Source organism: Erythrobacter sp. KY5 (assembly GCF_003264115.1).
Taxonomy (GTDB): Bacteria; Pseudomonadota; Alphaproteobacteria; order Sphingomonadales; family Sphingomonadaceae; genus Erythrobacter.
Genome location: NZ_CP021912.1, coordinates 2,558,961 through 2,582,949 on the forward strand (window position 1 = coordinate 2,558,961; position 23,989 = coordinate 2,582,949).

Here is a 23,989-nt window from a genome sequence, read left to right on the forward strand (position 1 = left end):
TTTAGTGGGCATGAAAGCTTGTCTCTTGCACGCCGTCGGCGCCATTGCCCTTACCTTTGGTATTGCAGCCTGCGTTCCGAGCGCTGAGCCGCCTGCCCCGTCGCCGCCTCCTCCGCCGGTCGCAACGCCAACGCCCACACCAACCCCGACGCCCACGCCGGTCGTTCAGGAGCCGCGCTACGACAATTACCTCGACGCGCCGCAGACCGAGGGGACGTGGAGCTATCGCGATGACGGGAGCGAAACGCTGGCCTATTTCGGGTCGGCAAGCTCACCGCGGACCGCACTTGCATTCTCGTGTGATCGCGCGGCACGCAAAGTGCGGATCGGTCGTCCCGGATACACCGCCGACCGCATGACCATCCGCACCGAAACGGCATCGCGCGCCCTGCCGGCCGGTTCCGGTCGGATCGCAGTCCCTCCCTCGACCGTGGCGGAGCTGTCTGCAAGCGACCCGCTTCTGGACGCAATGGCGATCACAAAGGGCCGTTTCGCAGTGGAGACGCCGGGCTTCCCGACGCTCTACCTGCCCGCATGGGCCGAAGTGTCGCGCGTCATCGAGGATTGTAGATGATCTGGTTTGCGCGCCCGCATCCGCAGGCGCGTCCTCGCTAGACGCGCAGCAAGGCTGCGCCCGCTGCGGGCGGCCGGGCGGCCGGTCGGCCTTGCGGTCGCTAATGCGACCGAGCCCCGGAGACAGCAGTTTCGGACCGGTGGGTCGACGCCTCAGGCGTCGCAAGCGCGACTGCGCGCCCGCAGGTGCCCCGAAGCGAAGCGGAGGGAACGGCACCGAGGACGCTCGCCCGGATGGGCGAGCGACAAGCAAAACGCCCGATTCTATACCTTAATATCCACAGGCTTGTGGACAGGCTGTCCACAAAGCTGCCCACATACGAAAAGACGCCAGAGGCTCCCCTCCGGCGTCCGCGTTGCGCGCCTTATGCGCAACAGCGATCAAGTATGACGTGGGAAAACTATAATTCAAGTCTTGTCTTGGGGGCCTCGACGACTCAAATATGTATGTGAGGCCAGCGGCGAACGCGGCTCTCGGCCCCCGGTGATACGGTTTGGGTCTTGGCTTACAAGCGCGAAAGGAGGTGATCCGATGTCTCATGGTTCAGTAGAGAGGTCGGCAAGTTTCCGCACGAGGTATATTCGGTAACCTAACGACCGAGTAAGACTTCGTGAGCGGCGCTTACCGCCGCTGACCATGAAAGGGCGTTTCCTCCCCCCGCAACATATGGCGGGCGAGGAAGCGCCCTTTTCATTTGGCGGTGCTGGCGAGGCGCGCAGCCGGTTTTCCTACTCGCGCCGCAGGGGTTATGGATCGCGCTTATGGAAAGCCTGACATCCTCCAAGACGATCAAGCCCGCGACCGCTTCGATGGCCCGCCAACGGAAAGTCACACATCCTACGAGCCAATCCGCCCAAAACCCGCTATTTAACAGGTACATGCTCCGGCATGGCGTATTTTCAAACACACCCCTTCTGCGGTCCACCGCAGCCTTCCACAACCCGCTTTCCGCACACACCGCTTGCCCCCGGCCTCGCCCGACATTATCCGCGTGACCTATGCAATTCGAGACGATCCCACACCCCTCACCCACGCCTGACGCGGCCCGCGAAGTCGCGATTGCCGATCCCGGTTTTGGCAAGGTCTTCACCGATCACATGGTCACCATCGACTATGACGAGGAGAAAGGCGGCTGGCATTCCGCGCGCATCGGCCCGCGTGAGCCGATTGCGCTCGATCCGGCGGCCTCGGTCCTGCACTATGCGCAGGAGATCTTCGAAGGGATGAAGGCGTTTCGCCACGCAGATGGCGGCCTCGCCATGTTCCGCCCGGAGCAGAACGCGCGCCGTTTCAACGAAAGCGCGAAGCGCATGGCGATGCCCGAAATCCCGGAGGACGTGTTCCTCGAAGCGGTGAAGCTGGCGGTGAAGACCGACGCCGACTGGATGCCGTCGGTCGAAGGCGGCTCGCTCTACATCCGCCCCTTCATGTTCGCTTCCGAAGCCTTCCTGGGTGTGCGCCCGGCCAAGCAGTACAAGTTCGTGGTGATCCTCGTCTCCAGCGGCAACTACTTCAAGGGCGGCGTGAACCCGGTGAAGATCTGGGTTTCGCAGGATTACGTCCGTGCCGCCCCCGGCGGGACCGGCGCGGCCAAGACCGGCGGAAACTACGCAGCATCGCTTGTCCCGCAAGCCGAAGCCATCGCCAATGGCTGCGACCAGGTCGTCTTCCTCGATGCGGTCGAGAAGAAGTGGATCGAGGAACTGGGCGGCATGAACCTGTTCTTCGTGCGCAGCGACGGCAGCGTCATCACCCCTCCGCTCACCGGCACGATCCTGCCCGGCATTACCCGCGACAGCCTGATCGCGATGCTGCGCGAAGAGGGGCTTGAGGTTCGCGAGGAGCCTTACTCGATCGCCCAATGGCGCGAGGAAGCCGAGAGCGGTGAATTGCTGGAAACCCTCGCCTGCGGAACCGCTGCGGTGGTAACCCCGGTCGGCACCGTCGCTTCCCCGGCTGGCGAGTTCACCATCGGCACCGGCGGCATCGGCCAGATGGCCGAGAAGATGCGCAAGAAGCTCGTCGGCATTCAGAACGGCGCGGTCGACGACAAGCACGGCTGGGTGATGCGAGTTTGAGCCATGACTGACGCGATCACGGTCGCCGCGCTCTACCGCTTCACGCCTTTCGAAGACCCCGCCGCCCTGCGTGAACCGTTGCTGGCCGCTTGTCGTGAGGTCGGGGTGAGGGGCACGCTGCTGCTAGCCCATGAGGGCATCAACGGCACGATAGCGGGGACCGACAATGCGATTGCCGCTGTGCTCGACCATATCCGCTCGTTGCCCGGCTGCGCCGAGCTCGACGTCAAGTTCTCAGCCGCTGCCGAGATGCCCTTCAACCGCATGAAGGTGAGGCTCAAGCGCGAGATCGTCACCATGGGCGAACCCGATATCGACCCCACGCAAAGCGTCGGGCGCTATGTCGATCCGCAGGACTGGAACGCGCTCATCTCAGACCCTGACACGCTCGTGATCGACACGCGCAACGACTATGAGGTCGCGGTCGGCACCTTCGAAGGCGCGGTCGATCCCGCGACCCCCAGCTTCCGCGACTTCCCTGCATGGTTCCGCACCCACCGCGAGGAACTGCTCGAAGGCAAGAAGAAGGTCGCGATGTTCTGCACCGGCGGCATACGCTGCGAAAAGTCGACCAGCTTCCTGCGGGCCGAGGGGATTGAGGATGTCTTCCACCTGAAAGGCGGCATCCTCAAGTACCTCGAAGAGGTGCCCGAAGAAGAGAGCAGGTGGCAGGGCGACTGCTTCGTCTTCGATGAACGCGTGACGGTCCGCCACGGCCTTGCGACAGGCGAATACGGGCTGTGCCGCGCCTGTCGCCGCCCGGTCAGCCTCTCGGACCGCGCCTCACCCGCTTTTGAGGAAGGCGTCTCCTGCCCCGCCTGCTTCGATGAACGCACCGAGGAGCAGCGCGCACGCTATCGCGAGCGCCAGCGGCAGGAAGCCATCGCCAAGGCTCGCGGAACCAGCCATGTTGGCGCGACGTTCGATACCGAGGATGACTGAAGCGCCGCCCCCCTTCCCGGTCCTCTACTCCTTCCGCCGCTGCCCCTACGCGATGCGCGCGCGCATGGCGCTGTGGATCGCAGGCGAAACGGTGGAGCTGCGCGAGGTCAAGCTTGCCGAAAAGCCGCCCGAACTGATCGAGGCGTCGGCCAAGGCGACCGTGCCGGTGCTGGTCCTGCCCGATGGCCTGGTGATTGACGAAAGCATCGCGATCATGCGGTGGGCGCTTCACCGCAGCGATCCGGAAGGCTGGCTGTCGGGAGACGATGCCGACCTCATCGCGGAGGCAGACGGGCCGTTCAAACATGCGCTCGACCGCTACAAATACCCCGTGCGATACCCCGATGAGAACGACGGGGACGAAAAGGCCTTCGGCCAGCATCACCGTGCCAAAGGGCTGGCCATTCTCGAGGATTGGAATGAGCGGCTCGGCCAAACGTCACAGCTTTGCGGTGACGGTCGGACTCTGGCCGATATCGCGCTCTTCCCCTTCGTCCGGCAATTCGCAAACCACGATCGCAACTGGTTCGACGCGCTTGATCTGCCACATCTCCAGCGCTGGCTCGAAGGGCACCTCGCCTCCGATCTCTTCGCCAGCATCATGCCCAAATTCACACCCTGGAAATCGGGCGATGCCCCCCTACGGCAAAGTCGCTAGAACGCTGTAATCGCGACATTAACCTTGCACCTGCGATAGCCGCATAATGAAGAGCCTCACGCCCACATATTCCGTGACCGCCCTTCCGGACAATCGGGAGGTCCACTTCGCGATGAGCGGACTGTTCGATATCGAAACCCTCGACCGCTTCACCGCCGACCTCTCCGCCGCCGGGATGCCTCTGGTGAAAAGCGGCGGTCCAATCCGCGTGTTCGGCGATCTGACCGGCTTCGTCGCCCAGACCAGACCGGTTGCGCAGCGCATCGAGAAGATCGTCCACGAATCGCGCAAGCTTGGCGTCGAGCGCACCGCGATCATCACAGACACCAAGCTGACAGCGCTGCAATACCGCCGGGTCAACGAAGGCATTACCGTCGAGATCTTCGACAACAAGGCGGATGCCATCTTCTGGCTCCGCAACGAAGTGGTCGCCTAAGCCGCCAGCCTTTCTCTGAACGCATCAATCAGCCAGCTTGTCGCCGGGCCCAGCCGCGTGTCGCGGCGCCAGAGCGCATAGAGAGTGTATTGATCACCGGGCTTCTCTGGCAGATCGAGCTCGACCAGCCGCCCCTCAGCCAGATCGCCTGCGACCATCTCGCGCGGCATGTTGCCCCAACCCAGCCCCTCCTTGAGCAGCGAGTGCTTCGCCCCGAGATCGCCCAGCCGCCACGTCAGCGGGCTGAGCACCGAGAATTCGCGCCCCTCGGTCCGGCTTGAACGGTCGGAAAGCACGAGTTGCAGATGCTTGCGGCTCTCACCAGGCGCGACATCGGGCGCACTCAGGGGATGCCCGGGAGCGGCGACCGGGATGAGATCGACGTTGCCGACCGCCTGGCGTTCAAGCTGGGGGTCTTCACCGATGATCGGGCCGCCGATGGCAAGTTGACCGTCTTCATCGAGCAGGCACTGCGCCACCGCGCCCAGCCCCTCAACGCGCAACCGCAGGGCGACCGTGGGGAACATCGCGCGGAAATCGGAGAGGACACGCGCAGTCACTTCGCCCGGCATCATCACGTCGATCACGAGGCCGAGATTGCTTTCGAGGCCTGCATGCAAACTCCGCGTCTTCGCGAGCAGCGCGTCAACGTCGTCGGAAACCGCGCGGGCCTCTGCCAGCAGACCTTCGCCTTCGGGGGTGAGCACCGGCTTGCGCGATCCCTCGCGGTCGAACAATATCACCGCAAGCTGCGCTTCCAACTGCGCGATGCCATAGCTTATGGCGGAGACCGCACGGTTCATCCGCCGCGCAGCACCGCCAAAACTTCCCTCTTCAACGACCGCGAGAAATATGCGCAGATGATCGAGGGTGGGATCGCCGAGTTTCATTTGCCAATGTTCGGATAGTTCGAACATCTCTGCAAGTTTTATCGCACTTATCCATCCGACCCGACGCGCCTATCTCTCGTTTCAACAGAGCGACACGCTCTTCCTCGAACAGGAGACAAACGATGATCGAACTTCGTCCCTTCAAGAGCCTCGGCGCTGCCAATCACGGTTGGCTGGATGCTCACCACCATTTCTCGTTTGCCGGTTATCACGATCCGGCACGCGTTCATTGGGGCAGTCTTCGGGTCTGGAACGATGACACGATCGCGCCGGGCACAGGGTTCCCCACTCACCCGCATAACGACATGGAAATCATCACCTATGTCCGCAAAGGTGCCATTACCCACCGCGACAGCATGGGCAACGAAGGCCGCACCGAAGCGGGCGATGTCCAGGTCATGAGCGCTGGCAACGGCGTGCGGCATTCAGAGTACAACCTTGAGGACACCGATACCCAGATTTTCCAGATCTGGATCATCCCCGAGGAGCGCGGCGGCGAACCCAGCTGGGGTGCCCGTGCGTTTCCGAAAGGCGACCGGGCCGGTGCCTTTGTTCCACTCGCGAGCGGTTCGGCCAACGACAACGACGCGCTGCCTATCCGCACCGATGCACGCGTGCTGGGCGCGACCATCAAGGCAGGTGAGAGTGTGACTTATACCCCGGCGTCGGCTGATCGACACCTCTACCTCGTCCCTGCGACTGGAAAGGTCCAGATTGACGGTGTAGAGGCCAACGCGCGTGACGGTGTCGCCATCACACAGCTCGAAAGCGTGACTGTCACCGCGCTTAAAGACAGCGAAGTCGTTCTGGTCGACGCCGCCTGATCAACATCCCTCCGGGGCCGACTGCCCTCCCCCCGCGGTCGGCCCCACCTCTCGTCACATCCAAAGGAGCGTTATGCCATGTCGAACATCCTCCATATCACCGCCAGCATTCGTGACGACGAAAGCGTCTCGCGCACTCTCGGGAACAAGCTTGTTCGCCGCCTCGCCGACAAGAGCGGCGCAAGCGTGACCACGCGCGACCTCGCCAGGAACGATATCCCCTTCCAAAGCTGGGAGCTGTTCAACGCAGGCCTCACCAGCAGGGAAGAGCGTTCCGCCGAGCAGCAGGAACTCGCAGCACTGGCCGACACGCTGATCGAGGAGCTTATAGCGGCGGACATGATCGTCTTTGCCACGCCCGTCTACAATTTCGGAGTTCCTGCAACCCTGAAAGCCTGGGCCGATCTCGTCGCGCGCGCCGGGATTACCTTCAAGTACACCGAGACGGGTCCGGTCGGTCTGCTCGAAGGCAAGAAGGCCTATATCGCAGGCGCTTCTGGTGGAACGCCGATCGGGTCGGGCATGGATTTCATGTCGAGCTGGCTCACATTCTTCCTCGGCTTCCTCGGCATTTCCGATGTCGAGATCGTCGCCGCTGACGGTATCATGGGCCGCGACGGTCCCGAGAAGATCGAAGCTGCCAAGAAACGCATCGAAGAGATGGTCTGAGCACCAATTCAAGGATCAGGGAGAATGACAATGTCCACGATTGCAAAACCAGATATCGCCGCCGCGAACCCCGCTTCCACCTCAATGCAGGATGTGCTTGCCTTGCTCGCCCGGCTGCTCCTCGCGCTCCTTTTCGTGCTTGCCGGGATCAATAAGATCGGCGCGATGGAAGGAACCGTCGGATATATCGGCTCGGTCGGGCTTCCCTTTCCCGAACTCATGTATTTCGGGACAATAGCGCTCGAAATCGGGGGCGGCCTGTTGCTCGCCATTGGGTTCAGGGCTCGCCACGTCGCTCTGGCCATGGGCACCTTCACAGTGCTTACCGCCGTCATCTTCCACAACGACTTCTCGCAGCAGATCGAGATCACGATGTTCCTCAAGAACCTTGCGATTGCAGGCGGAATGTTCGCGATCGCTGCCTTCGGTGCGGGCCGGTACTCGCTCGACCGCGGCTGATCGCTGCGCTGCCGACTAGAGAGGGCCGGAGCCTCGTTGGGCGCTCCGGCCCTCTCTTGCGTCAGAGCTTGTCGGGCAAACTCGCCTTCAGCTCATCCAACCACACATCGGCCACCGCGTCGCTCGGCGCTCTCCAGTCGCCGCGCGGGCTCAAAGCGCCTTGCGAGGAGACCTTCGGCCCGTTCGGCAAAGCGCTGCGTTTGAATTGCGAGAACCCGAAGAATCGCTTGAGGAACGCTTCCAGCCAGTCGGCAATCTCGGCGAGCGAATATTCGTTCTTGCGCTTATCCGGGAACCCGGCGGGCCATTCTCCGGCCTTGGCATCGCGCCACGAATGCCACGCGAGGAAGGCGATCGTGCCGGGCCGTTGCCCATAGCGCACGCAGTGGTGCAGGAAGAAGTCGTTCAGCTCATAGGGGCCGATATGCGCTTCTGTATCCTGTATCGCACCGTCTTCACCAGCGGGTACCAGTTCTGGTGAGATGACGGTGTCGTACACGCTCATCAGTACTTCGCTGCAGACCGGGAGGAATTGCTCTGTCTCCACCGTCCAGCGGATCAGATACCGGATCAGCGTCTTGGGCACACCTGAGTTGACGCCGTAATGGCTCATGTGGTCGCCCACGCCGTAGGTGCACCAGCCGAGCGCGAGTTCACTCAGGTCGCCGGTGCCGATAACGAAGCCGTGATGCCGGCCTGCGAGGCGGAACAGGTAATCCGTGCGAAGGCCCGCCTGAACGTTCTCGAAGGTGACATCGTAGACAGGCTCACCATTGGCAAACGGGTGGCCCATATCTTCGAGCATCAAACGCGCAGCAGGTTTGATGTCGATTTCTTCGGCAGTGATGCCGAAGACCTCCATCAGCTTCCAGGCATTGCCCTTCGTGCCTTCAGAAGTGCCGAAGCCGGGCATGGTATAGCCGCGGATGGTGCTGCGTGGCAGGCCAAGCCGATCGCACGCCTTGGCCGCGACGATCAGCGCGTGCGTGCTGTCGAGGCCGCCGGAAATCCCGATCACCAGCGATTTTGCCTTAGTCGCCTGAATACGGCGCATGAGCGCGTCGACCTGGATGTTGAATGCTTCGTAACAATCCTCGTCGAGCGTCTTGGGATTGTTGGGTACGAACGGGAAGCGGCGCACAGGACGTTCGAGCCCGATGTCGCCTTCGGCGAATTCATGGTCAAACACGACGCGCCGGAAGCTGTCCTCGGGTCGCCCGTGCGCCTCCGCTGCGTCGCTGAATGTCTGGTTGCGCATCCGCTCGCCGGCAATACGGTTGGTGTCTATGTCGACCACGCAAAGCTCAGGATCGAGATCGAAACGGACGCTTTCGCGAAGAAGTCCGCCAAGCTCATAGATGACGCCCTGACCATCCCACGCGAGATCCGTCGTGCTTTCGCCGTGCCCGCTGGCCGAATAAACATAAGCGCAGATCGAGCGGGATGAGGATGAGCGGCAATGCAGATGCCGATCGTCGGCGCGCCCGATTGTGATTGGCGATGCCGAAAGATTGCAAAGGATATGAGCCCCTGCGAGCGCCGCGAGAGTGCCGGGCGGGTTTGGTGCCCAGAAGTCCTCGCAAATCTCGACGCCGAAAGTGAAGCCCGGCAGGTTCGACGCGGCAAAGACAAGATCGGTACCAAACGGCACTTCTTCGCCGTTTACGCCGATCCACAGATCCTGGCAGTTGCGGCCATGCGCGAAATAGCGCTTTTCATAGAACTCGCGATAGTTCGGCAGATAGCTCTTCGGTATCACGCCAAGCACTTCGCCACGCGCGATGACGATGGCGCAGTTGTAGATCTTGGAATTGCGCCGCAAGGGTGCGCCGACCACGAGCACCGGGGCCAGGTCACGGCTTTCCTCGGCTATCGTGCCAAGCGCCGCCTCTGATGCATCGAGCATCGCATTCTGCAAGTGCAGGTCGTCAATCGCGTAGGACGAAACGCACAGTTCGGGATACACCACGAGATCGACATTCTGCTCATGCGCTTTTCGCGCTTCGGCAAGGATGCCCTGCACGTTGAAAGCCACATCCCCCGTGCGGACGCATGGCGTCGCGGTCGCCACGCGAACGAAGCCATGGGCGTGCATGTCGTAAAAGGGGTGAGGTGTATCGGCCATTGCGCCCTGCTCCCGCTGCGTTTGAGCTGTGCTCTAGCCGCTATCTTCCGGATACTCTAGGCAGTTAGCAGTTCGGCGGCCTCAGGGCTCTTCTCCAGCATCTCCAGCAGGCCGCGTTCGTGCCGGGTCAGAAACTTGGCGGGCCGAGGTATCGACAGGCTCGCTCGCCAATCCTCCCACGCGCCATCTCTTGAGAGGATGTCGATGACAGCGGGGTGAATATAGCTGTTTCGCGCCACCGCAGGCGTGTTGCCGAGCTTTTCGGAGACTTCGTCTAATACCGAACTGATGGTTGGGCGCTGTTTGGATTCGGCAATCTGCACGAAGGCAAGGACGCTGGCGTGCCAAGTGCGAAAGTTCTTGGCCGAGAACTCCTCGCCCATGTTTTCGCGAAGATATTCGTTCACGTCGCTGCTTGTCAGTGCGTGGCGATTGCCGTCATCATCGTAATATTGAAAAAGGTGCGGCCCCGGCACATCGCGCGCATCTTCGACCGCGCGTGCAAGTGCCTCGTCTTCCAAAAGGACCCGCCGGTCCTTGCCGCCCTTACCAGTATAGGAAAGCTCGACAGTGCTTCCGGAGATGGTCGCGTGCTCGTCGCGCAACGTGGAGGCGCCGAAGGATTTATTGGTCTTTTTGTAAACCTCATTCCCGATGCGAACAAAGCCCATATCCAGCAGCCGCACTATCGCGGCGAGCACTCGCTCGCGCGTTGCGGCAGTGCCTTCGATGTCGCGCGCCACGCGTTGACGCATCACCGGAAGGCGCTTGCCGAATTCCTCGCAGCGATCGAACTTGTCGCTCTCGCGCATCAGGCGGAAAAACGGGTGATAGCGATACTGCTTGCGACCAGCATCGTCGTAACCGGTCGCCAGGATGTGGCCGGTGCTTTGCGGGCAAAACCAGGCATCGCGATAGGCTGGCGGCAATGCGATTGCATTCAGACGCTTTCGTTCGCGGCGGTCACGGATGAGCTCGCCAGCCGGCGAATAATAGGCGAAGCCCCTGCCTGCACCCTTTCGCGTAATGCCGGGCTGCGCATCATCGACATAGATAAGCTTCTCCATGCCAAAGGAAATGCGCCGCACGTGTCCTTGGTTCCACCTTGCGGCGAATGCTTTAAGCCTCCAATTGATCGGTCAGAGGAACGCAACGACAAATCCCTTCCTTGAGAAAAGGAGAACGAAATGGCCGATCCTACCTACACACCGCCTGAAGTCTGGACCTATGACAGCGAAAGCGGCGGCAAGTTTGCAAATATCAATCGCCCCACCGCTGGCGCACGCGAAGAAGTGGCTCTGCCGCGCGGCGACAATCCGCTGCAGCTGTATTCGCTTGCGACGCCCAACGGCGTGAAGGCTACCGTGATGCTGGAAGAGCTCGTCGAAAAAGGGCACGGAGGCGCAGAATACGATGCCTACACCGTCAACATCGGCGAAGGCGTCCAGTTCACCAGCGGCTTTGTAGAGATCAATCCGAATTCGAAAATTCCCGCCATGGTCGACGCAAGCGGCGACAACGACATTCGCGTGTTCGAATCCGGCGCGATCCTTGTCTATCTGGCCGAAAAGTTCGGCGAGTTCCTGCCCACCGATCCCGCCGCGCGCGCCGAAGTGCTTTCGTGGGTGTTCTGGCAGGTGGGAACCGGGCCATTCATCGGCGGCGGTTTCGGTCATTTCTACGCTTATGCGCCTGAAAGGTACGAATATCCGATCAACCGCTACGCGATGGAAACAAAGCGCATTTTTGATGTCGCCGACCAGCAGCTTGGCAAGACGCGCTTCCTTGCGGGCGACGAATACACCATCGCAGATATCGCAAACTTCCCATGGCTCGCCCCCTTTGTTGCTGGAACAATCTACAACGAAGCCAAGACCTTCCTGTCAATTGACGAATACAAGAACGTTGGCCGCTGGGCGCGTGAGATTGCTCAGCGTCCGGGCGTCCAGCGCGGCCGTCTCGTCAACAAGGTCTGGGGCGATGAGGATCAGCAACTGGCCGAACGCCATTCGCCAGCTGATTTCGAAGGCAAGAACCTCGATTTCACGTTCTGACAAACGGGCATCGAAACTCGTCGGACAACCTCACAATTGGGCTGGTAGTCAGCGCGCTTCCAGCCCATTGTTACGTTCGTGAGTGAGAGAAGATTTTGAGCGCACAGGCGCATGAGCGGATTAGCCTGAGCGAGAAGCTTGGCTATGGGGTGGGCGATCTTCCCTCTGGCCTCTATCTCAATTTCTTCGGCGCATATCTTCTCTATTTCTTCGTCGATCTGGGTGGAGTGGCGCCTGCAGCCATGGCGCTCATGCTGCTGTTGTCGCGCGTATTCGATGCTGTCACCGATCCGGTCATGGGTGTGATCGCAGATCGCACGCGCACTCGCTGGGGACGGTATCGTCCCTATCTGCTGTTCGGCGCCCTGCCGTTTGGCCTAACGGGCTTCGCGATCTTCGCCGCGCCTGACATGTCGACCGGATGGCTGCTGGTCTGGGCCTATATCACCTATGGCCTGACCATGCTGGCGTTCACTGCGGTCAACGTCCCTTATTCGGGGCTGCTCGGAGTGATCTCGCCTTCGGCAAAACAGCGCGCCAACGTTACCGCCTATCGCATGTTCTTTTCAGGCCTTGCCGGGATCGTGGTTGGCGTGCTCGCCACGACGCTGATCCGTGAGTTTGGCGGAGATGACGAACGCACCGGTATCATGGTCACCATGGGCGTCTTCGCCGCAGTCTCAGTCGTCATCTACATAGTGACATTTGCTACGACGAAGGAGCGCATTCCCGCTGTCCCCACCAATACCGCGATCAGGCGCGACCTTGCCACCTTGTTCCGCACGGGCGCATGGATCTGCGTGGTCGTCGCTGCGGTGTTCGGAGTGCTCTCAATTGCGAGCCGAGCATCAACGGCACGCTTCTTCTTCAAATATGTTGCGGGAGATGACGGAACGCCGGTCTTCCTGTTCCTCGACCGCTTCGGCCTGTTTCTCACCGCCCTTGCGGTGGGACAGGTCAGCGGCGTCATCCTTGGCTTTCTGCTTCAGCGCAAGTTTGAAAAATCGCACCTCATCCTCGCTGGAGGAGCAATCAAAGTGGTTGGCATTACCGCATTTGCGATGGTACCGCTCGATGCAATCTGGCCTCAGACGCTCGCCCAGTACTTTGTCGGGCTGGGCTTTGGGTTCCTGATGGTGCTGTCCTTCTCGATGTTCACGGATATCGCCGAATACATCGACTGGAAATCCGGCCAGCAGATGACCGGCCTCACCGTTTCCGCCTCAATCTTCGGGGTCAAGGTGGGCACCGGATTGGGAGCATTCGCTCCCGGCATCGCTCTTGAACTGACAGGGTTTGTGCCACAGGGCGAACAAAGCGCAGAGGCGCTTGCGGGTATCAACTTTGCCTTTGCGATACTGCCTGCGCTCGCACTCTTGCCAGCCGGTGTGGCGATGGTTTTCTACCGGCTCAGTCACTCGGTGATGGACGAAGTCGAGCGCGATCTGGCCGTGAGGCGTCAGCGTTCGCAATAACCTTTCAAAAGCCCTTCACATTTGTGCCGGGGCCGCTATATCCGCGCCTCCTGCTGGGGTGTAGCCAAGTGGTAAGGCAGCGGTTTTTGGTACCGCCATTCGCAGGTTCGATCCCTGCCACCCCAGCCACTCTCTCACAATCGACGCCGTGATGCATCACTGCCATTCAGGCGGCACGTTTTCGTGGCCATAGGGACAGTGGCGGCAGGCGGAACCGCAGCATTCGCCGCGCTCCAGATGAGCGAGCCTCGTGAACACGACGTAACCGGTATCCGGGTCGGTATACTTGCGCTCACCTCGTGCACACGCCGCTTCGTGCAGCGCCTGCCATGCGGGTTTCGATCCGGTTTTGGGAGCTTGCGCCATGCTCTATTCCGAGAGCACTTTATCCGCGAGCGCACGGCCTGAAATCCACGCTCCTTCGACGCGCGGAGAATGTAGATAGTCGCCTGCTATCCCGATACCGCGATCACGATCAAATCGTGCCGCCTCGCCTTCGACAGGCCTTGGCATGGCGTAAAGCCAGCGATGCGCCGCGAGATGGATGGGGGCGACACATTGCGCGCCGGTCTGGTCGAAGAAATCGCCCAGCAAAAGCGGTCCGACTTCCTCTTTGGGAAGGTCGATAATCTCGCGGCTGCGTTTTGGTGAGGCGTGCAAGACCCAGGTTTCGCGCCCGGTGCGATCTGGTTTAGCGCTGTTCCGCGCCGCCCAGGAGACGGGAGCGTCATCGTCTCGAATACTGTCCGCTTCTACGTCCAATCCTTCAGCGAAAGCAGCCATCACCGCCCAACAGGGCTGCGACTGTACTTCTGCCGCAACCTGCGCAAAATCAGGCACTGGTGTGGCCAGCAACTCAGCCGCCTGCTCCGCCGGTACTGCGATGAGAACGGTAGATGCTGTGAAGCTCTCCGACCCTGCATCGACACGCCATCCTTCGCCGGTGCGGGTGATCGCTTCGGCTCTAGTATTCCAACGAACGTCGAGCGGATGGGCCAGCGCGCGGATCGGGCCATTCATACCGGGAACGCCGACGAACGATGCATCGTCAGATCCTGCTCCATCCCAGCGAGCGACCACGCCGAGCCGTTCCCATTCGGCAACGACACCGGCAAAGCGCGGATCGCGGGCCGTGAAGTACTGCGCACCGTGGTCGAAGGACAAAACATCGCCTGCGACCTCTGCCCGACGCGCGGCCATCCGGCCGCCCGGCCCCCTGCCCTTGTCGAGAATGCTGACCTTGCGGCCTGCCTCGGACAGCGTCTTCGCGCAGGCAAGGCCCGCCATTCCCGCGCCGATGATCAGAATTTCGCAATGGTGTGTGCTCATGCGCCCCTAACGCCCGAAAGCGCCGGCGGTTTCAAGGGCTAAAAGCCTATGGTGCTGACCGGGGTGCATGGGCCTCCGCCAGCATCAGCGAAAAGCGCCCCTGCTTATCGAGCCAGCGCTTGGTCGGCTCCCACCCCCCGGCAAGAAGCAGCATGTTTGAGGTGCGGCGATTGAACTTGTGGCTGTTTTCGGTGTGGATGCTCTCGCCTTCGTGCATCGCAAAACTCTTGCCATCGACTTCGAAGGTGATGTCACGGGTCGCCACCAAATGCATTTCGATGCGCGCGAAATCATCGTTCCAGCGCGCCTCATGCGTCAGCGCCTCTTCAGGAATAGTACCGCCAAGTTCCCTGTTTATGCGGGCAACGAGATTGAGGTTGAATGCCGCCGTCACACCGGCTGCATCGTCATAGGCGGAGACCAGCACGCTTTGCTCCTTGATCTGGTCCATGCCGATCAGAAGCTGCGCACCCACGCCCAGCGTCTCACGCATTGAGCGCAGGAGATCGACCGCAGTGCGCGCGACCATGTTGCCGATCGTCGAACCCGGAAAGAAACCGAGCTTGGGCAGGTCTGCGACCTCTTGGGGGAGTTCGACTTGGCGCATGAAGTCAGCCTCGACCGGATACACCGGAAGGCCCGGAAACTTCTTCGCCAGATCGGCAGCGCTTGCCCGAAGAAAGTCGCCCGAAATGTCGAGCGGCACATAGGCCGATGCTTCGATCGCGGACAGCAGGAGTGGTGTCTTCACCGAAGAGCCCGACCCGAACTCTACCACCGTCGAACCGGGCCGGATCAATTTTGCAAACTCGTCTGCGCGATCGGTCAGGATCTCGGTCTCGGCCCGCGTCGGATAATATTCGGGAAGCTGGGTGATCTTCTCGAACAGTTTGGAACCGGCTTCGTCATAGAACCAGCGCGCAGGAACAGCCTTCGGCTCCTGTGAAAGCCCTGCGAGCACATCCGCCCGGAACGCATTGTCGACCCCTGTTTCATCGAGATCGACGAGCTTGAGCCCTTGGCTTGTAGTCATGGGAACTAGATGTCCTTTGCCAGTCTCAGTCCTGTGAACTGCCAGCGTTGGTGGGGGTAGAAAAAGTTGCGATAGGATGCACGCGAATGGCCGCGCACGGTGGCGCAGCTTGCGCCTTTGAGCACGCACTGACCGCTCATGAACTTGCCATTGTACTCACCGACTGCGCCCGATGCAGGCTCAAAGCGCGGATACGGCAGATAGGCAGACCGGGTAAACTGCCAGCAATCGCCGAAAAGGTCAGCGCCGCCCGATGGCAAGGGTGCCTCGGCACCGTCAAGCTGATTGCCCGCCGCCGGATCGTGCGTTCGCGGCGAGCCTTCCTCGTCCTGCCCACGCGCGATTGCTTCCCATTCGAATTCGGTCGGCAATCTTGCTCCAGCCCAGCTCGCGAAGGCATCGGCCTCATAGTAGGAGATATGAGTGACCGGAGCATCTGGGTCGCGGCCTTGCCATCCGGAATGGGTGAACTGTTCCGCACCGCGCCAGTACAAAGGTGCCGTGATGCCGTTTTCTCTAACCCATGCAAGGCCATCCGAAAGCCAGAGCGACGCATCGCGATATCCGCCGTCGGAGATAAATTCCGACCATTCGCGATTGGTGACCAGCCTGTCCGCCAAAGCGAAAGGTTCGAGCAGCACACGGTGTCGTGGCCCTTCATTATCGAAAGCGAATGCGTCGCCATCATGCCCGATAATAGCAACGCCGCCTGGATGCTTATGCCAACCCAACTCACCGCTTGGCGCGGACTCCTCCCGATCGGTGCCCCACATTTCGGGGCCCAGGGGGTTTTGAAACAGACCATGTTTTATGTCGGTCAAAAGCAGCTCGATATGCTGCTGTTCGTGCGCAATGCCGAGCGCAATCAGACCAAAGAGCTCTTCGCGCTCAAAAAGCGGCTCCATCGCTGCATTTACCACGGCGCGCCAGTCGAGGATTTCCTGCAGGCTGGGACGCGACAACATCCCTCGTGATCCGCGCGCGATGCGTGCGCCTTCGGCCTCGTAATAGGAATTGAAAAGAAACGGCCACTCTTCATTGTGCAGCCGATACGTGCGCAGATGCTCTCTGAGAAGAAACGTCTCCCAGAACCATGTCGTGTGCGCCAAATGCCACTTTGCCGGTGACGCGTCAGGCATGGATTGAATGCTGGCGTCGGCATCGCTGAGCGGCTGCGCGACCGCTTCCATAAGAGAGCGGGTGCGCGCAAAGCCCTGCGCGATATTGCCATGCGCCTCATTCGAGGATGCTACCTGATGCCGGCCTGGAGCCAACGTTCTCCTCCCTTTCGGGTCCGTCCGCGCACCTCCATGGCGCATCGCGAACTCAAAGAAAAGCGTTGAGTGGTTGGTTTCTTGACACTTTTGTCCGTCTTATCAGTGCGACACTCTTGTCGGAACTTCGACCTTGATGGCTTCAGGATGGCTTACGGCATTCATGGCATCATCGGCGCGAGCGATAAGAGAAAGCGCGCTGTCGCCAGGCTGTAGAGCGGCGACACCCATGCTGAAACGCGCGCTGCCGTATCGGTATTGGTTCTCTATCGCCCGGCGCAAGGCGTTCGCGTGAACTCTGGCGGCATTCTCGGATATCTGGGGAAGCAACCACACGAATTCCTGATCGCCCAACCTGCCTATGACCTCATCGGGTCGCGATTGTCCGTGAGTAATCTGAGCGATCGTATCGGCCAGTTCCCGTAACGTGACGGAACGCGCGACTTCGCCCGGATTGCTCGCGATCCTGACGTCGAACATCACCATGACGAGGGAATGTTTGCCAGCACGAGCATCCCTGACCAATCGGTCGAGAGCCCGCATGATGGCACCGCGATCGCGAACGGCGGAGAGAGTGCCGCGCATTTCAGCAGCAGCGACAGGCGCGGGGCAGGATGTTCGCAAACCGGGGCGAACGGCCTCCTTGCCTGCCTTTCGCTCTCTAACGACCGCCACAACCCGCTGCACTGACCCGTCTGCGCCGCGAAGGTTGCACGCCTCCACGAGCAGGCTGCGTTCGACGCCATCGAAACCGTAGATTTGCAGCGTCAGGCCATAGGGTCCGACCTTATCGAAATGGTCCCTGATCTGACTGACGAGATCCGCGCCGTTTGCAAACAGCAGCGTCTCGGCATCGCCTGGCGTCAACTCTGCATCGGCACTGATACCGAAGAGGCGCTTGAGGCCATCGGACCAATGTTGAACACCGGCCCGGCAATCATACTCCCAAACCCCGATCCCCGCGATGCATTCCGCCATCCGCATCGTGCGAAGCAATTCGCGCATAGTCTCGGACCGGGCGCGTGCCTCGCGTGCGATCGAACGCACCTGGCGCCTGTTCGCAATCGTGCTGGAAACCGCGACCAGTGCGATGACAGCCAGAAGCATGCAGGCGATCAAGAGCGAGGTCGAAGACGGAGAAACGGTGTTTGCGACCAGCCAATTCGATGCATGTGCATCAAGCGCCAGCGCATCAAGCGTCGGCAAGGTTCCCAGTTCGCGACCGGGCAGGATGAGAGAGACGACCAACATCGTTGGCATCGCCTCTAGGCAAAGATTTCCGATTATCAGGAAACGCAGCCCCACGTGCGGCTACGTACCGATTGGTAGTCAGGCAGCGTCCGCAGTGCGCTGTGTGGTGGCTTCCTCGTTCAGCATTTCTGCGAGGGTGAACGCCAGCTCCAGCGATTGCTCCGCGTTGAGGCGCGGGTCGCAATGGGTGTGATACCGATCGCCAAGAGCATCGTCAGTGATTGCGACAGCCCCGCCAACGCATTCGGTCACATCCTGACCGGTCATCTCGACATGGATGCCACCTGGATGCGTGCCCTCAGCGCGGTGCACGGCGAAAAAGCCCTTCACCTCGGAAAGGATGCGGTCGAACGGACGCGTCTTGTAACCGCTTTCCGACTTTATGACGTTGCCGTGCATCGGATCGCACGACCAGACGACGGGATGGCCTTCGCGCTTCACGGCGCGCACGAGCTTGGGCAGGCCGTCTTCGACCTTGTCATGGCCATAACGGCTGATGAGCGTGATCCTTCCGGCTTCACGCGCCGGGTTCAGTTCATCGAGCAGTTTCAACAGCGCGTCCGGCTCAAGGCTGGGGCCGCACTTCATGCCAAGCGGATTACCGATGCCGCGTGCAAACTCGATATGAGCGCTGCCTTCAAACCGGGTGCGGTCGCCGATCCAGAGCATGTGCGCCGATGTTGCGTACCAGTCGCCCGTGAGCGAGTCCTGCCGGGTCATCGCCTGTTCGTAAGGCAGGAGCAGCCCTTCATGGCTGGTGTAAAAGCTGGTGCCCTGAAGCTGCGGGACGGTCGCAGGGTCGACGCCGCAGGCTTCCATGAAGTCGAGCGCTTCGCCGATCCGGTCAGCGGTCTCGGAAAACTTTTCGGCCCAAGGCGTGCGGCCCATGAAATCGAGCGTCCATTGGTGGACCTGACGAAGATTTGCGTATCCCCCGCCTGCAAACGCGCGCAGCAGGTTGAGCGTTGCGGCAGCCTGCGAATAGGCGCGAACCATGCGGGCCGGATCATTGCGGCGCTGCACGGGGTCGAAATCGATCCCGTTGATGTTGTCGCCGAGGTAACTCGGCAAGGTGACATCGCCTTGGGTTTCGGTTGGCGAGGAGCGCGGCTTGGCGAACTGACCAGCCATGCGCCCGACCTTCACAACCGGCCGCTTGCTGGCAAAGGTCATCACGACCGCCATCTGCAGGATCACCCGGAATGTGTCGCGAATGTTGTTGGGGTGAAATTCGGCAAAGCTTTCGGCGCAGTCACCGCCTTGGAGAAGAAACGCATGACCGTTCGCAACGTCCGCAAGGTCAGCCTTGAGCGCACGCGCCTCTCCCGCGAACACCAGCGGCGGATAAGCAGCAAGCGTCGCCTCAGCCTCGGCCAGTTCGGCGGGGTCCTCATAGTGCGGCAAATGCCGCGCCTCGTGCTCTTTCCAGCTTTCAGGCTTCCAGTTCTGGGCCACGGGTATTCTCGATTCTTCTCTAACGTCTGCGGGCGCGCGGACTAGGCGCGCTGGTTCTATATGTAAAGCCAAGAAGCGGTTTGCGACAACTTTGTTTCACGGCCTTGGCGATCGCTTTATCCGATCACGAAAGTTCTTATCTCCCGAAAGTCGGCACCGCGCGCACTGCCGGGGCTCCTGCATCGACCGGTTGTTGCGGCGCTGGCGGACCTTCGGCGAGTTCCTGACCTTCAGGAATGACTGCCAGCTTCAAGGGCGCGCCTTGGGAGAAGTAGCGATCCGCAAGAAACTGCATAATCTGCGGTGTCGTTTGCGAGTAATCGCTCAGAAGCGATCGCAGCAATTCGACACGGGCCGGGTCGCTGGTCGCCCCTTCGAGATTGTAGAGCCAGAACTGGTTCCCGGTCGAAGCGCGGCGGATACGCTGGCTGAGCGGCTCGGTCACGCGGTTGATCTCATCGGCGCTCGGCGGGCTCGCGGCCAAGTCGGCTGCGATCCGGTCGGCTTCAGCAAAGAACACGGGTACAAAGTCAGGCTCAAGCTGGGCAAGAGCCACGATCCGACCACCGCCCGAGATATCGGTCGGCCAGTCGGAAAAAACTTGCGGCGAATAGCTGGCGCCAGCCTGTTCGCGCAGGGCTTCGAGCATACGGTTGTTGAAGACCTGGATCAGGATTTCGAGTTGGCGTGCCTCTCGGATGCTCGCCATCCCGCCGCCGCTTGGCCATGCGACCACGGCGGCGGCCTGATTGGCATCGCCGCGGTGGGTCAGGACAGTCGGCGCATTCGACGCTTCGGGGAAGCCGGGAACGCGCGCTGCGACGACCGGGTCGATCGGCGCGCGCTCTGGCAGTGCGCCAAAGGTCACGCGCAGTTTCTCGATAATCGCGTCGCGGTCGAATTCGCCGAACACCAACACTTCGATCTGTCCCTGCTTCAGGAGCGGCTCCCAGACCTCGCGAAATCCCTCGGGCGTCACGCCTTCGAGCATTTCGGGAGTCGGTGTCGCAAAGCGCGGGTCGCTATCGGTCGAAATGTATTCGAGGTCACGGTTGAGTACCGCGCCGGGGCTCGTCGAATAGGTGTTATAGGCAAGCTCCGCTGCTGCCTTTGCGCGGATCACCGGATCAGCATCCCAGCGCGGCATGCCGAGCTTCGCTGCGAAAAGGTACAATTGGTCTGCAACGTCGTCAGACCGGGTCTGCGCGGTGAAGGTGAAGACCGCGTCGTCGATCCCAAAATCGAAGCCGAGCTTGCGGCCCGTTGCCAGACGGTCGATCTCGTTCTGGCCCAGTTCACCAAGGCCAGACCCGACCAGCGCCATTTGCCCGATGGGCGCATAGACCGCGCTCGCCTCGTCGAATGCGCGGTAGCCTGCGCCAAAGCGAACCTTGACCGTCACACGGCCAGGCTCGGCGTCGTTTGACCACAGGAGCGCGCGCACGCCATTGTCGAAATTGACCTGTTCAACCTCAAGGATCCCGAGCGGTCCAATCTCTGTGATCGCTCCGGGCTCACCGATTGGAGGAAGTTCGTCAAAGGAAATACTCTCGGCAGCGAGCCGGGCTCCTGAATCGACCAGCGCTTCGCTTGCCAGTGCCAGCTGCAATGCGCGTTCATCCGCCTCACCGATTGCCGGGGTCACATAAACCGAACGCACTACGTTGCCGCTGAAAAGGCCTCGCGTGCGCTCCTGAATTTCCTCCGGGTTCATCCGTGCTCGCATGCCGCGAAAAACGTCGAGCACCACTTGCGGGCTCGCGACGGTTTCGCGAATGTCAACGGCGTTGATGAGGTTGTCAGCCAGATCGCGGCCAGCCTGCACCGGGGCCTGCTCAACCGAATTCACGAACGCGACATCGAATTCAGCAGCCTCGCGGTCGATCTCTTCCTGCGTCGGCGGGTTTTCGATCGCATCGGCAATCACACCGCGCACGTCGGCCAGCGCCGCTCGCCAGTCTTCTGTCAACGGACGAAAGCTTACGAATGTCGCATCGCTCGAACGCGAGACATAGTCCTGCTGAACTTGCGCAAAGAGATATGAGCCCCCTGCCCGCGCGCGCGTTTCGAGCCGGCGATTGATGATCGACTGAGCAAGCGCGTCAAGCAAGCGGCCTTCGTTGTAGACGATCGTATCGTCCACTTTGCGCCAAGGACGCATGATTGCGTATGTGAAAGTGCGCGCAAGATCAGGTTCGACCGCGGCGCTAACTTCGCCAATCGGAAGCTCCGTTCCCGCCGCTATCGGGGCGCCCTCTGGCGGCAACGGGTCTCCGAAATCGGGCGCAACGCCTGCCTCGCCTGCGCCTTCCCAGTCCCCGAACCATTTCTCGACCAGCCCGGCGAGCACCATCGGATCGGCATCGCCTGCGACGACGATCACCGTCTTTTCAGGGCGATACCAGCGATCGTAGAATGACCGGACGCTGTCGCCGCGCGCAGCCTCAAGCGTTTCGACCGTGCCGATAGGATTGCGCGTGGCAAGCCTTTGCCGTGCAAAGAAGGTGCGGCGGGTGATGTCGCCCACGCGTTCTGCAGCGCCGCCGCGCTCGCGCTTTTCAGCGAGCACAATAGGAAGTTCTGCCGCGACATTCGCGTCGTTAAGCACCGGCTCGCGGATCATGCCGGAAAGCAGCTTGAAACTTTCGTCCAGCTTGGCGCGATTGATGTCGGGAATGTCGAGCTTGTATGCAGTGTGCGTCGGGCTCGTTTCGGCATTGGCATCAGCGCCGAACGTGGCGCCCAGGCGCTGCCAGGCGGCAATAGCCTCAGCTTGCCCGAGATATTTGCTCTCCCGGAAAAGCAGGTGTTCGAGAAGGTGGGCAAAGCCTTGTTCGCTGTCGGTTTCGTGAAGAGAGCCGGCGTCCACGCGAACCCGGATCGCAATCTGGCGCGGCGGTACGCCATTGCGCCTAACCGCGTAGCGTAGGCCATTATCCATGACGCCCCAGTACCATTCCTCGTCGACGGGAACGTTGCTGTCTTCGTAGAGCCAGGGCCCTTCGTTGTCGGACTGAAGTGCCTGCGGAGCGGGAATTTCCGGCTCTGCAGGCGCCTCCTGCGCATAGAGCGGCGCAGCAACGGCGGTAGGAACAGCGATCAGGGAAACGGCAGCAAGCGCCCGGACAAACTTCTTCATGACTACTCTATAGGGATGCGACGGGTGAAGGACCAGTGAATGTGACCAAACTATCGCTTGCTTGTAGCGGAGCGCAGCTGAGCCTATTTAACGGTCATGTTCATCGAAACCGAAACCACACCGAACCCTTCGAGCCTCAAGTTCCTGCCCGGGCGCACCGTCATGCCTTCTGGTACGCGCGAATTCGCCTCTCCCGAGGCTGCCGAAGCGAGCCCGCTGGCCCAGGCGATTTTCGACACGGGTGAGGTCGTGAATGTCTTTTACGGCTGGGACTTCGTGACCGTCACAGCTGCGCCGGGCGTCGACTGGAGCGCATTGAAGCCACAGGTTCACGCGATCCTCCTCGACCACTTTGTCTCCGAAGCGCCCCTGTTCACCGGCGGCAGTGCAGATGGAATTACGGTTCCGCCCGAAGAGACACAGATGGCGGTCGAGGATCGCGAAGAAGATGCCGAGATCATCGCCTCGATCAACGAGCTTCTTGAAACCCGTATTCGTCCCGCAGTTGCCGGAGACGGAGGCGACATTGCCTATCGCGGTTTTTCTGACGGCGTCGTCTATCTGACGCTGCAAGGCGCCTGTGCTGGCTGCCCTTCAAGCACAGCGACGCTCAAGCACGGCATCGAAAGTCTCTTGAAACATTATGTGCCCGAAGTCGTTGAAGTGAGAGCCGCCTAAACTCTCAAGCTTCAAGGACACTCATGCCTACTCAATATCACGACAACGTCTTGTCCGCCGACGTCCTCGGCCAGCTTTTCAACGACGCGCGCACCTATAATGGCTGGCTCGACAAGCCGGTATCGGATGCCCAGCTCAAGGTCATCTGGGACCTTATGAAGATGGCTCCGACCTCGGCTAATATGCAGCCTGTGCGGATCGTCTGGGTTAAAAGCCAGGAAGAGAAGGACCGCCTTGCCGGTCTTGCTTCGGAAGGCAACCGCGACAAGATCAAGGCAGCACCTGTTACCGCGATCATCGGCTACGACATCGACTTTCACGAGGAGCTGCCATGGCTCTTCCCGCATGCCGATGCAAAGAGCTGGTTCGAAGGTGACGAAGAAGGCCGCAAGGAAGGCGCGTTTCGCAACTCCTCGCTTCAGGGCGCATATCTGATCCTCGCAGCGCGCGCCGTGGGCCTCGATTGCGGTCCCATGTCGGGCTTCGATGCGGACAAGGTCAACGACGCGTATTTCGCAGACAGCCCTCGTCACCGGGTGAATTTCCTTTGCTCGATCGGCTATGGCGATCCGGACAGCATTTTCGACCGCTCGCCGCGCCCGGACTTCGACAAGTTCAACCAGATCGTGTAATTTTGAGCTGAACG

General features: G+C 61.0%; 22 protein-coding genes and 1 tRNA gene. 13 read left to right on the forward strand and 10 right to left on the reverse strand.

The features are described 5' to 3' along the window. The first annotated feature begins 10 nt into the window (after positions 1 to 10). From CD351_RS12215 to CD351_RS12235, 5 genes are all read left to right on the forward strand, one after another. Complete coding sequence (locus CD351_RS12215) at positions 11 to 574, forward strand: hypothetical protein (RefSeq protein ID WP_111992889.1); 564 nt, start codon at positions 11 to 13, stop codon at positions 572 to 574. 998 nt (positions 575 to 1,572) lie between these two features. Further along, positions 1,573 to 2,652, forward strand: coding sequence for a branched-chain amino acid aminotransferase (locus CD351_RS12220; protein ID WP_111992890.1), 1,080 nt, complete (start codon positions 1,573 to 1,575; stop codon positions 2,650 to 2,652). Positions 2,653 to 2,655: 3 nt separating this feature from the next. Then, the gene (locus tag CD351_RS12225; RefSeq protein WP_111992891.1) at positions 2,656 to 3,594 is read left to right on the forward strand and encodes a rhodanese-related sulfurtransferase; all 939 of its coding nucleotides are present in this window, start codon (positions 2,656 to 2,658) and stop codon (positions 3,592 to 3,594) included. Then, the gene (locus CD351_RS12230) at positions 3,587 to 4,252 is read left to right on the forward strand and encodes a glutathione S-transferase (protein WP_111992892.1); all 666 of its coding nucleotides are present in this window, start codon (positions 3,587 to 3,589) and stop codon (positions 4,250 to 4,252) included. Before CD351_RS12225 ends, CD351_RS12230 begins: the two co-directional genes overlap by 8 nt. 46 nt (positions 4,253 to 4,298) lie before the next feature. Further along, a complete protein-coding gene (locus tag CD351_RS12235; RefSeq protein WP_111992893.1) occupies positions 4,299 to 4,688 on the forward strand; it encodes an STAS/SEC14 domain-containing protein in 390 nt (129 codons plus the stop codon). Here CD351_RS12235 and CD351_RS12240 read toward each other — a convergent pair. Next, positions 4,685 to 5,578 (reverse strand): LysR family transcriptional regulator, encoded by an 894-nt coding sequence (locus tag CD351_RS12240; protein ID WP_111993745.1) that lies wholly within the window; start codon positions 5,576 to 5,578, stop codon positions 4,685 to 4,687. The two genes, CD351_RS12235 and CD351_RS12240, sit on opposite strands and share 4 nt — an antisense overlap. 122 nt (positions 5,579 to 5,700) lie before the next feature. Here CD351_RS12240 and CD351_RS12245 point away from each other — a divergent pair, with 122 nt between their 5' ends. From CD351_RS12245 to CD351_RS12255, 3 genes are all read left to right on the forward strand, one after another. Then, a complete protein-coding gene (locus CD351_RS12245) occupies positions 5,701 to 6,402 on the forward strand; it encodes a pirin family protein (protein WP_111992894.1) in 702 nt (233 codons plus the stop codon). A 78-nt stretch (positions 6,403 to 6,480) separates the two neighbouring features. Next, positions 6,481 to 7,071 carry an FMN-dependent NADH-azoreductase gene (locus CD351_RS12250; RefSeq protein ID WP_111992895.1) on the forward strand — a complete coding sequence of 197 codons (591 nt, stop codon included), beginning with the start codon at positions 6,481 to 6,483 and terminating at the stop codon, positions 7,069 to 7,071. Positions 7,072 to 7,101: 30 nt separating this feature from the next. Continuing rightward, the gene (locus CD351_RS12255; RefSeq protein WP_111992896.1) at positions 7,102 to 7,530 is read left to right on the forward strand and encodes a DoxX family protein; all 429 of its coding nucleotides are present in this window, start codon (positions 7,102 to 7,104) and stop codon (positions 7,528 to 7,530) included. 61 nt (positions 7,531 to 7,591) lie between these two features. On the opposite strand, the gene CD351_RS12260 is transcribed toward CD351_RS12255, so the two are convergent. Next, positions 7,592 to 9,655 carry an NAD(+) synthase gene (locus tag CD351_RS12260; RefSeq protein ID WP_111992897.1) on the reverse strand — a complete coding sequence of 688 codons (2,064 nt, stop codon included), beginning with the start codon at positions 9,653 to 9,655 and terminating at the stop codon, positions 7,592 to 7,594. A gap of 56 nt (positions 9,656 to 9,711) precedes the next feature. Further along, on the reverse strand, positions 9,712 to 10,743 hold the full coding sequence (locus CD351_RS12265) for a DNA topoisomerase IB (protein WP_369880379.1): 1,032 nt from the start codon (positions 10,741 to 10,743) through the stop codon (positions 9,712 to 9,714). Between the two features lie 99 nt (positions 10,744 to 10,842). Here CD351_RS12265 and yghU point away from each other — a divergent pair, with 99 nt between their 5' ends. The 3 genes from yghU to CD351_RS12280 all read left to right on the forward strand — a co-directional run bounded on the left by yghU (position 10,843) and on the right by CD351_RS12280 (position 13,313). After that, positions 10,843 to 11,709, forward strand: coding sequence for a glutathione-dependent disulfide-bond oxidoreductase (gene yghU, locus CD351_RS12270; RefSeq protein ID WP_111992899.1), 867 nt, complete (start codon positions 10,843 to 10,845; stop codon positions 11,707 to 11,709). A gap of 95 nt (positions 11,710 to 11,804) precedes the next feature. Continuing rightward, complete coding sequence (locus CD351_RS12275; protein WP_162627712.1) at positions 11,805 to 13,184, forward strand: MFS transporter; 1,380 nt, start codon at positions 11,805 to 11,807, stop codon at positions 13,182 to 13,184. 54 nt (positions 13,185 to 13,238) lie between these two features. Next, a tRNA-Gln gene (locus CD351_RS12280) sits at positions 13,239 to 13,313 on the forward strand. Positions 13,314 to 13,340: 27 nt separating this feature from the next. Here CD351_RS12280 and CD351_RS12285 read toward each other — a convergent pair. The 7 genes from CD351_RS12285 to CD351_RS12315 all read right to left on the reverse strand — a co-directional run bounded on the left by CD351_RS12285 (position 13,341) and on the right by CD351_RS12315 (position 22,665). Further along, positions 13,341 to 13,550 (reverse strand): DUF5522 domain-containing protein, encoded by a 210-nt coding sequence (locus tag CD351_RS12285; RefSeq protein WP_111992901.1) that lies wholly within the window; start codon positions 13,548 to 13,550, stop codon positions 13,341 to 13,343. A gap of 3 nt (positions 13,551 to 13,553) precedes the next feature. Next, positions 13,554 to 14,513 (reverse strand): NAD(P)/FAD-dependent oxidoreductase, encoded by a 960-nt coding sequence (locus tag CD351_RS12290; protein WP_111992902.1) that lies wholly within the window; start codon positions 14,511 to 14,513, stop codon positions 13,554 to 13,556. Positions 14,514 to 14,559: 46 nt separating this feature from the next. After that, positions 14,560 to 15,546, reverse strand: a complete 987-nt coding sequence (gene egtD / locus CD351_RS12295; RefSeq protein WP_111992903.1) for an L-histidine N(alpha)-methyltransferase — start codon at positions 15,544 to 15,546, stop codon at positions 14,560 to 14,562. Between the two features lie 5 nt (positions 15,547 to 15,551). Further along, positions 15,552 to 16,865 carry an ergothioneine biosynthesis protein EgtB gene (gene egtB / locus CD351_RS12300; RefSeq protein ID WP_111992904.1) on the reverse strand — a complete coding sequence of 438 codons (1,314 nt, stop codon included), beginning with the start codon at positions 16,863 to 16,865 and terminating at the stop codon, positions 15,552 to 15,554. 57 nt (positions 16,866 to 16,922) lie between these two features. After that, complete coding sequence (locus CD351_RS12305; protein ID WP_162627713.1) at positions 16,923 to 18,071, reverse strand: diguanylate cyclase domain-containing protein; 1,149 nt, start codon at positions 18,069 to 18,071, stop codon at positions 16,923 to 16,925. A 78-nt stretch (positions 18,072 to 18,149) separates the two neighbouring features. Next, positions 18,150 to 19,526, reverse strand: coding sequence for a class II 3-deoxy-7-phosphoheptulonate synthase (locus tag CD351_RS12310; RefSeq protein WP_111992906.1), 1,377 nt, complete (start codon positions 19,524 to 19,526; stop codon positions 18,150 to 18,152). 136 nt (positions 19,527 to 19,662) lie between these two features. After that, the gene (locus tag CD351_RS12315) at positions 19,663 to 22,665 is read right to left on the reverse strand and encodes a pitrilysin family protein (RefSeq protein ID WP_111992907.1); all 3,003 of its coding nucleotides are present in this window, start codon (positions 22,663 to 22,665) and stop codon (positions 19,663 to 19,665) included. Positions 22,666 to 22,761: 96 nt separating this feature from the next. Here CD351_RS12315 and CD351_RS12320 point away from each other — a divergent pair, with 96 nt between their 5' ends. Next, positions 22,762 to 23,343 carry a NifU family protein gene (locus tag CD351_RS12320; protein WP_111992908.1) on the forward strand — a complete coding sequence of 194 codons (582 nt, stop codon included), beginning with the start codon at positions 22,762 to 22,764 and terminating at the stop codon, positions 23,341 to 23,343. A 23-nt stretch (positions 23,344 to 23,366) separates the two neighbouring features. Further along, positions 23,367 to 23,975, forward strand: a complete 609-nt coding sequence (locus CD351_RS12325; RefSeq protein ID WP_111992909.1) for a malonic semialdehyde reductase — start codon at positions 23,367 to 23,369, stop codon at positions 23,973 to 23,975. The last annotated feature ends 14 nt before the right edge of the window (positions 23,976 to 23,989 follow it).

Excerpts from the sequence above, each read along its gene's own strand:
- CD351_RS12215 (WP_111992889.1), top strand. The coding sequence starts at position 11 with ATGAAAGCTTGTCTCTTGCACGCCGTCGGCGCCATTGCCCTTACCTTT.
- CD351_RS12220 (WP_111992890.1), top strand. The coding sequence starts at position 1,573 with ATGCAATTCGAGACGATCCCACACCCCTCACCCACGCCTGACGCGGCC.
- CD351_RS12225 (WP_111992891.1), top strand. The coding sequence starts at position 2,656 with ATGACTGACGCGATCACGGTCGCCGCGCTCTACCGCTTCACGCCTTTC.
- CD351_RS12230 (WP_111992892.1), top strand. The coding sequence starts at position 3,587 with ATGACTGAAGCGCCGCCCCCCTTCCCGGTCCTCTACTCCTTCCGCCGC.
- CD351_RS12235 (WP_111992893.1), top strand. The coding sequence starts at position 4,299 with ATGAAGAGCCTCACGCCCACATATTCCGTGACCGCCCTTCCGGACAAT.
- CD351_RS12240 (WP_111993745.1), bottom strand. The coding sequence starts at position 5,578 with ATGAAACTCGGCGATCCCACCCTCGATCATCTGCGCATATTTCTCGCG.
- CD351_RS12245 (WP_111992894.1), top strand. The coding sequence starts at position 5,701 with ATGATCGAACTTCGTCCCTTCAAGAGCCTCGGCGCTGCCAATCACGGT.
- CD351_RS12250 (WP_111992895.1), top strand. The coding sequence starts at position 6,481 with ATGTCGAACATCCTCCATATCACCGCCAGCATTCGTGACGACGAAAGC.
- CD351_RS12255 (WP_111992896.1), top strand. The coding sequence starts at position 7,102 with ATGTCCACGATTGCAAAACCAGATATCGCCGCCGCGAACCCCGCTTCC.
- CD351_RS12260 (WP_111992897.1), bottom strand. The coding sequence starts at position 9,655 with ATGGCCGATACACCTCACCCCTTTTACGACATGCACGCCCATGGCTTC.
- yghU (WP_111992899.1), top strand. The coding sequence starts at position 10,843 with ATGGCCGATCCTACCTACACACCGCCTGAAGTCTGGACCTATGACAGC.
- CD351_RS12285 (WP_111992901.1), bottom strand. The coding sequence starts at position 13,550 with ATGGCGCAAGCTCCCAAAACCGGATCGAAACCCGCATGGCAGGCGCTG.
- CD351_RS12290 (WP_111992902.1), bottom strand. The coding sequence starts at position 14,513 with ATGAGCACACACCATTGCGAAATTCTGATCATCGGCGCGGGAATGGCG.
- egtD (WP_111992903.1), bottom strand. The coding sequence starts at position 15,546 with ATGACTACAAGCCAAGGGCTCAAGCTCGTCGATCTCGATGAAACAGGG.
- egtB (WP_111992904.1), bottom strand. The coding sequence starts at position 16,865 with ATGCGCCATGGAGGTGCGCGGACGGACCCGAAAGGGAGGAGAACGTTG.
- CD351_RS12305 (WP_162627713.1), bottom strand. The coding sequence starts at position 18,071 with ATGTTGGTCGTCTCTCTCATCCTGCCCGGTCGCGAACTGGGAACCTTG.
- CD351_RS12315 (WP_111992907.1), bottom strand. The coding sequence starts at position 22,665 with ATGAAGAAGTTTGTCCGGGCGCTTGCTGCCGTTTCCCTGATCGCTGTT.
- CD351_RS12320 (WP_111992908.1), top strand. The coding sequence starts at position 22,762 with ATGTTCATCGAAACCGAAACCACACCGAACCCTTCGAGCCTCAAGTTC.
- CD351_RS12325 (WP_111992909.1), top strand. The coding sequence starts at position 23,367 with ATGCCTACTCAATATCACGACAACGTCTTGTCCGCCGACGTCCTCGGC.